This window comes from Psychrobacter sp. 1U2, assembly GCF_051847575.1.
Genome location: NZ_JBPYDC010000279.1, coordinates 1 through 1,270, shown reverse-complemented (window position 1 = coordinate 1,270; position 1,270 = coordinate 1). Strand labels below are relative to the sequence as shown.

General features: G+C 43.2%; 2 protein-coding genes. One reads left to right on the top strand and one right to left on the bottom strand.

Annotated elements, in window-relative coordinates:
• Positions 1-427 (top strand): M24 family metallopeptidase C-terminal domain-containing protein (locus ACS8FD_RS15155; protein ID WP_439276458.1); only part of this gene is annotated, 427 nt, incomplete at its 5' end.
• A gap of 119 nt (positions 428-546) precedes the next feature.
• Here the strand turns inward: ACS8FD_RS15155 and ACS8FD_RS15150 are convergent.
• Positions 547-1,270, bottom strand: a 724-nt coding sequence (locus ACS8FD_RS15150; RefSeq protein WP_439276457.1) for a hypothetical protein, incomplete at its 5' end; no start/stop codon positions are given.

Genomic DNA, 1,270 nt, shown 5'->3' with positions numbered 1-1,270 from the left:
ATGGCAGGCACAAATGGACTACGGTCATGGTACCGGTCACGGCGTTGGTTACTTCTTAAACGTTCACGAAGGCCCGCAAGTCATCGCTTATAGTGCCAGTACGCCAAAAGAGCGTGCGATGAAAGAGGGGATGATTTCTAGTAATGAGCCAGGATTATACCGTGAAGGTAAGTGGGGCATTCGTATTGAAAACTTAGTAGTCAATATGCCGGTGGCAAATGCTACTGAGACTGAGTTTGGTGAATTTTTAAACTTTGAAACCATTACCTATTGCCCGATTGATACCCGTTTGCTCGATACAACTTTGCTCAACCAAGTAGAGGTCGATTGGCTCAATGATTATCACAGCCAAGTCTATGCTGAGCTAAAGGATCGTGTTGAAGGTGCAGCACTTGAATGGCTGACCGAACGTACACAAGCTATTTAAAATAAAGACTGGTTAATGCTTGATTGAAATACAAAAAGCCCCGTAAAAATATTTACGGGGCTTTTTTAATGGAGCTCTTTAACGGATATCTAAAAGCTGTCGATAAATCAGTTAATAGACTAGTGTTTTTTAGCCATATTTTCTTGAACAATATCTTCAACCGCTTGGTTTTTTTCTGTGATTCCGGCAAGCTGCTGACCCACTTCCGCTCGTAACCATGATTTTAAGTCCTCAGATATTTGCATCATTTGCTCACTCAGATAGTCATCTACATGCATCTCTAGCTCTTGAATTAAGCTCTCGTGGGCAGCAGTCAGTTCTGGGTTTTTAAAAGACAAATCAATTGCTGCGCCTTTTTGAGGTTTTACGATAGTGTTTTCAGTCTGACTGACCGTATAAGAGTGATCATTGACACCGTTTTTTTCGTTGTTGGTAGGACTGTGTGCATCGCTCGTAGTTTGCTTGTCGTTCGTAGCGGCTTCGGTATCGCTCTTCTCTTGCTCAGCACCGCTTTGTTCATCCGCTTCTTTCTGAGCTTGTTCTGCTTGTTGTTTTTCTTTTTTAGCTTCTTCTTGTTCAATTTTTGCAACATCACGTGCTTTTTCTTCTTCAAGCTTTTTTTCTTCAGCTAAGCGTTGTTGTTCCGCAGCGGCACGTTGTTCTGCTTGCTTATCAGCAAGCGCTTTTGCAGCCGCTTGCTCAGCTTTATGCGCACTATATAGCTCATCAAGGTGTGCATCTAAGTCTGGCAAACTAAAGGTAAAGCTTTCGTAGGGGGTGTCTGTTTGCAGCAGAGTCGTGATATCCGTTAACTCTTGGACGATGGCGGCCCGTATCTGCTCT